This is a genomic window from Saccharopolyspora sp. 7B, from assembly GCF_020177435.1.
Taxonomy (GTDB): Bacteria; Actinomycetota; Actinomycetes; order Mycobacteriales; family Pseudonocardiaceae; genus Saccharopolyspora_C; species Saccharopolyspora_C gregorii.
In genome coordinates, this window is the sequence record NZ_JAIUKC010000238.1 from 1 (window position 1) to 5,251 (window position 5,251).

The 5,251-nt window shown below is 70.3% G+C and carries 4 protein-coding genes; 1 reads left to right on the plus strand and 3 read right to left on the minus strand.

Going from position 1 to position 5,251, the window contains the following annotated elements; all coding sequences use genetic code 11:
- Nucleotides 1-223: 223 nt before the first annotated feature.
- Nucleotides 224-1,723, plus strand: a complete 1,500-nt coding sequence (gene lysX / locus LCD33_RS27760; protein WP_224962724.1) for a bifunctional lysylphosphatidylglycerol synthetase/lysine--tRNA ligase LysX — start codon at nt 224-226, stop codon at nt 1,721-1,723.
- 55 nt (nt 1,724-1,778) lie between these two features.
- Here the strand turns inward: lysX and LCD33_RS27765 are convergent, their stop codons facing one another.
- From LCD33_RS27765 to LCD33_RS27775, 3 genes are all read right to left on the minus strand, one after another.
- Nucleotides 1,779-2,774, minus strand: coding sequence for a YdcF family protein (locus tag LCD33_RS27765; protein WP_224962726.1), 996 nt, complete (start codon nt 2,772-2,774; stop codon nt 1,779-1,781).
- A gap of 82 nt (nt 2,775-2,856) precedes the next feature.
- Entirely contained in the window at nt 2,857-4,509 is a 1,653-nt protein-coding gene (locus tag LCD33_RS27770; RefSeq protein WP_224967869.1) for a sulfatase-like hydrolase/transferase, read from the minus strand.
- A gap of 137 nt (nt 4,510-4,646) precedes the next feature.
- The gene (locus LCD33_RS27775) at nt 4,647-5,039 is read right to left on the minus strand and encodes a hypothetical protein (protein ID WP_224962730.1); all 393 of its coding nucleotides are present in this window, start codon (nt 5,037-5,039) and stop codon (nt 4,647-4,649) included.
- Nucleotides 5,040-5,251 lie beyond the last annotated feature (212 nt).

A 5,251-nucleotide genomic window follows, 5' to 3' on the forward strand; every position in this document is an offset into this window, starting at 1 on the left:
GAACGGACCCTTCGTCCAACTAGATCGGACGAACGGTCCGTTCACTCCCTCCGCGGCGTCGGCGGGTCGACGGGGAACGCGACGACCGGGCGCGGCCCTCCCCCAGCTCGCCGCGCTGCTCGGCACCGGGCACCTTCGCGGAGGACCGGCCGCCCGACCGCCACCACCGACGCGGGACCGACACCCCGGCCAGGCTGGTGAGCTGGGCCGATACCATGTCCGGGTGAGTGAAGCGGTGGACGAGAATCACGAGGACCTGCCGGAGCAGATGCGCATCCGGCGGGAGAAGCTGGACCGGCTGCGGGAGAGCGGAGTCGACCCCTACCCGGTCGGTTACCCGCGCACCACCTCGATCGGGCCCGTCCGCGAGAGTCACGAGGGCCTCGAACCGGACGTCGCCACCGGCGATCGGGTGTCGGTCACCGGCCGGGTGCTGCTGTACCGCACCGGCGGCAAGCTGTGCTTCGCCACGATCCGCGACGACAGCGGCTCCATCCAGATCATGCTCGCGCTGGACAAGATCGGCGCGGAGGCCCTGGACTCCTGGAAGGCCGACGTGGACCTCGGCGACCACGTGGGCATCACCGGCGAGGTGATCACCTCCAAGCGCGGCGAGCTCTCGATCATGGCCGACTCGTGGGCGTTGACGTCCAAGTGCCTGCGGCCGCTGCCGGAGAAGCACAAGGGCCTCACCGACCCGGAGGCCCGGGTGCGGCAGCGCTACGTGGACCTGATCGTCAACCCCGAGGCGCGGCAGCTGGCGCACCAGCGCGGCAAGGCCGTGCAGGCCCTGCGCTCGGTGCTGCTCGGCCGCGACTACCTCGAGGTCGAGACCCCGATGCTGCAGCAGGTGCACGGCGGCGCCACGGCCCGGCCGTTCACCACGCACATCAACGCCTACGACCTCGACCTGTACCTGCGGATCGCGCCGGAGCTGTACCTGAAGCGGCTCGTGGTCGGCGGGGTGGAGAAGGTCTTCGAGATCAACCGGAACTTCCGCAACGAGGGCGCGGACTCCACGCACAACCCCGAGTTCACCATGCTGGAGTTCTACGAGGCCTACGGGGACTACGACACGGCCGCCGAGCTCACCACCGAACTGTTCCGGCAGGCCGCGAAGGCCGTGTTCGGCGACATGGTGGTGCGCCACCCGGAGCACGGGGACATCGACCTGGGCGCCGAATGGCCGTCGATCACGCTGTACGGCTCGGTCGGCGAGGCGCTCGGCGAGGAGATCACCACTGCCACCCCGGTCGAGCGGCTGCGGGAGCTCGCCGATGCCAGGGAGATCACCTGGGATCCGGCGTGGGGCCCGGGAAAGCTGGTGGAGCACCTGTTCGAGGAGCTCGTCGAGCACACCCTGATCCGGCCGACCTACGTGCGCGACTTCCCGCTGGAGACGAGCCCGCTGACCCGCCAGCACCGGCAGGACCCGCTGCTGACGGAGAAGTGGGACCTGATCGGGTTCGGCATGGAGCTCGGCACCGGCTTCTCCGAACTGGTCGATCCGGTGGAGCAGCGGCGCAGGCTCACCGAGCAGTCCCTGCTCGCCGCCGGCGGTGATGCCGAGGCGATGCAGCTCGACGAGGACTTCCTGCGCGCCCTGGAGTACGGCATGCCGCCGACCGGCGGGGTCGGCGTCGGCATCGACCGGATGCTGATGGCGTTCACCGGCAAGGGGATCCGGGAGACGATCCTGTTCCCGATGGTCAAGCCCGGCTGAAGCCCGGTTCCCGTGGCGGGGCGGTGCGCGTGGTCGCACCGCCCCGTTGCGCGTTTCAGACCGCGGCGAGCACGGTGCTGACGACGAGCAGCCCGCACATCCCGAAGTTCACCACCCGGTGGGCGAGGAAGACCGCCACGAATTCGCGGATCGTGGCGCTCGGCCAGAAGTAGCGCGCCGTCGGCGAACCGATCACCTGGGCGTTCACGCCTTCCTTGCGGGCGATCCGGGCGGCCCGCATCACGTGGAAGTTGTTCGTCACGACCAGCGCGCGGTGCTCCGGGCGGTGCTCGCGCATGATGGCCGCGCTGAACCGCAGGTTCTCCTCGGTACTGCGCGACCGGTCCTCGACCAGGATCCGCTCGGGCGGCGCCCCGTTCGCGATGAGGTGGTCGGCCATGGCGCGCGCCTCCGGGACGTCCTCACCGGGACCTTGCCCTCCGGAGGTGACCAGCACCGGCTCGCGCCCCTTCTCCTGCTGCGCGCGGAACTCGGCGAGGCCCTTGTCGAGCCTGCTCGCCAGCAGCGGCGGCACCCGCGAACCGATCAGTCCCGAGCCGAGCACCACGATGAAGTCAACGCGGCGGCGGTGCGGGAAGGCGCCGTAGACGAGCGAGTAGAGCAGGAAGCACGCGAACAGCACCGAGACGTAGCCGATCACCTTGCCCGTGGCGTCCATCGTCACTTCCAGCGGTGCCCACCCGATGGTGCCCGCGATCCCGCGCAGCACCACGAAGCCGATGATCCCGACCCCGGCGGCCAGCGACAGCACGTTCGCGAGCCGCCTGCCCTCCCGCCGCAGCATCGTCACGCCGTTGAGGACGAGGAACACCGCGAGCGCCAAGGTGGTCAGCGGGATCAGCAGGGCCAGCACGATCAGCACCACCGCCGCCGCCGATTCCGAGTACGTGGCCAGCCACATCAGCAGGCCGCCGACCAGGAACAGGCAGGCCAGGAACAGGTAGACGCCGTTGCGGACCAGCCGCCGTTCGTAGGCGAAACCGATCCCGAAGATCACGAACAGGACGGCGGCGGGGATCAAGAACAGCACGCGCGGCAGCCTACCGGTCCGGATCGGGCGGTACGGCCGGTTCGGTCGATCTTCCGGCTTCGTCGCGGGTATTCCCCTGCGCTCACCCGGGTCGTGGTGCGGCCGGGATCGGCCGGGCGCACTCCGCGCCGCGGCAGCCCTGCAGCGCGTCGAGATGCCGGTCGAGGAACGCCCGCACCTGCGTGTAGCGGGCGTCGTCGTGCTTCGACGCCAGTTCGTCCGGATCCACGTGCAGGTCGTAGAGCTCGTGGTCGCCGCTGACGTACCGGACGTAGAGATAGCGTTCGGTGCGGATCGCCTCGTAGGCGGCGTCGAGGACCTGGCTGTGGTCGTCGCGCGATTTCGCCGGCGCGGGCGGTGATGCGGAACCGTCCTGGTCCAGGTCGCCTGCCCCGGCCGCCCGGCCCGACGCCACGTCCAGCGCGGAGGCTCCGTCGCCCGCCGCGCCCGGCCGCACCGGGTCGGGCAGCGCGCCTTCCGCGGCCTCGTGCAGCAGCGGTCTTCCGGTGCGCAGCAACGGGTCCCGGGCGAACGGCAGCAGTGAACGCCCGTCCAGCGGGATCGTCGGTTCCGCCCCGCCGATGTCGGTGATGGTGGCGGTGAGGTCGGTGTTCGTGCTCAGCTCCGGCACGTGCGCGCCGCCCGCGATGCCCGGCCCGCGCAGCAGCAGCGGCACGTGCGCCGCCGCCTCGTGCGGCAGGAACTTGCCGGTCGGGACGCGGTGCTGGCCGAAGAAGAAACCGTTGTCCGACACGAACATCAGGTAGGTGTCGTCGAGCTCCCCGTTGGCGCGCAACGCGTCGACGATCCGCTGCACCGCTTCGTCCACGGCCAGCAGCGATTCCAGGCGCAGCCGGTAGCTGGTGGTGATCTCGGTGCCGGTGGCCGCCGAGATCTCCGGGTAGTCGCGGAGGAACTCCGGCTTGTCCGCCACGTCCTGCTCGCCGTAGGACGCGTCGTACGGCGGCCGTTCCGCGGCGAACTCGCCCTGGTGGCGCAGCGCGGGCCGCGGGCCGCGACCGACCCGGAAGAAGTCGCCGTTGTCCGGGGCGCCGTGCACGTTCTCCCCGTGCGGGGCCAGGAACGCCACGCTCAGGAAGAACGGGTCGTCCGCCGCCGACCGCCGGTCGATGAAGTCGATCGCCTTGTCCCGGTAGACGTCGGTCTGGTACATCGCCGGGTCCTGCACCCACGGGTCGCCGTAGGTGCGCAACCGACCGTTCTCGTTCAACCGGTAGCCGTACATGTCGTAGGTGGTCGGGTCGATCGAGCCGCGCCACTCGTCCCAGCCCGGTGGCACGTGCGTCTCGTCCGACTTGCCGTAGCCGTTCGGGTACTTGCCGATGTGCGAGGTCGTGTAGCCGGCCCGCTGCATCCACACCGGCAACGCGTTCTCCTCGTCCAGCGCGTCGTAGCCGCCGAGCGGCGGCGCGTTGTGCCGCACCCCGTTGTTGTGCGCCAACTGTCCACTGAGGAAAGTCGAGCGGGAGGGGCAGCACAGCGGGAACGACGCGTAGTACCGGTCGAACGTGGCGCCGCCCAACCCCAGCAGCCGCTGCACGTTCGGCATGAACCGCACGCTGTCCAGCCACTGGTCGTCGGTCATCACCACGACCACGTTCGGCCTGCTCGCGGGGGCGGCGGTGCGCACCGGGCGGGCGCAACCCGCCAGCAGCACGCCGAGAACCAGCAGCACGGCGACCGGGATTCGGGTGGTTCCGGCGGAACGGGCCATGACCTCGATTTCCGCGCCGCGCCGCGGAGAAGTCAAGCTCCCCGGCGCGGTGGAACACGTTCAGCCGCGTCCCATCGGGTCATCTTCGGCGGGGTGGATCGATCCGGCGGGAACCGGCCGCCACCCCATCGGCGGGATCAGTAGCCGTCGCCGCCGAAGAAGGTCTCCTCCAGCTGGTCCGCCGTGTCCGCCACCAGCTGCAGCGGGTCGAGGAACTCGTTGATGTCGAGGTTCAGCAGCGGCAGCGAGTGGCGCAGCACCACGTGCTCACCCATGATCACCGCGCCGCAGACGACGGAGGTCTCGCCGATCTCCTTGAGCACCAGGCGCAGGTCCACGTCCGAGACGAGCCCGCACACCGAGGCGATCTGGACCCACTCCTCGCGCTGGTCCAGCACCTCCCGGCAAACGATGATCACCTGGCTGCGCTCGTCCTCGTACTCGATGAGGATGCGGATCTCGTCGCCGGTGTCCTCGATGACTCGGTACTCGGACCGGACGAATGCGGCGATGTCGTCCCACGTGGCCAAGGTGCCCCCAAGGTCGTCGATCGTGCCGCCGCGAGACTAGTGCACCTGATCATGTCGCGGGAACCGCTCGGCAGCGTGATCCGGTTGCCCCGATCGCACCGCCGCACCACCGGATCCGGCGACGCGGCGTGCACCGCCGCGGCAACGGGGTGGACCCGTCGGTTCTCGGGGTGAACGGACCGTTCGTCCCATCTCGTTGGACGGACGGTCCG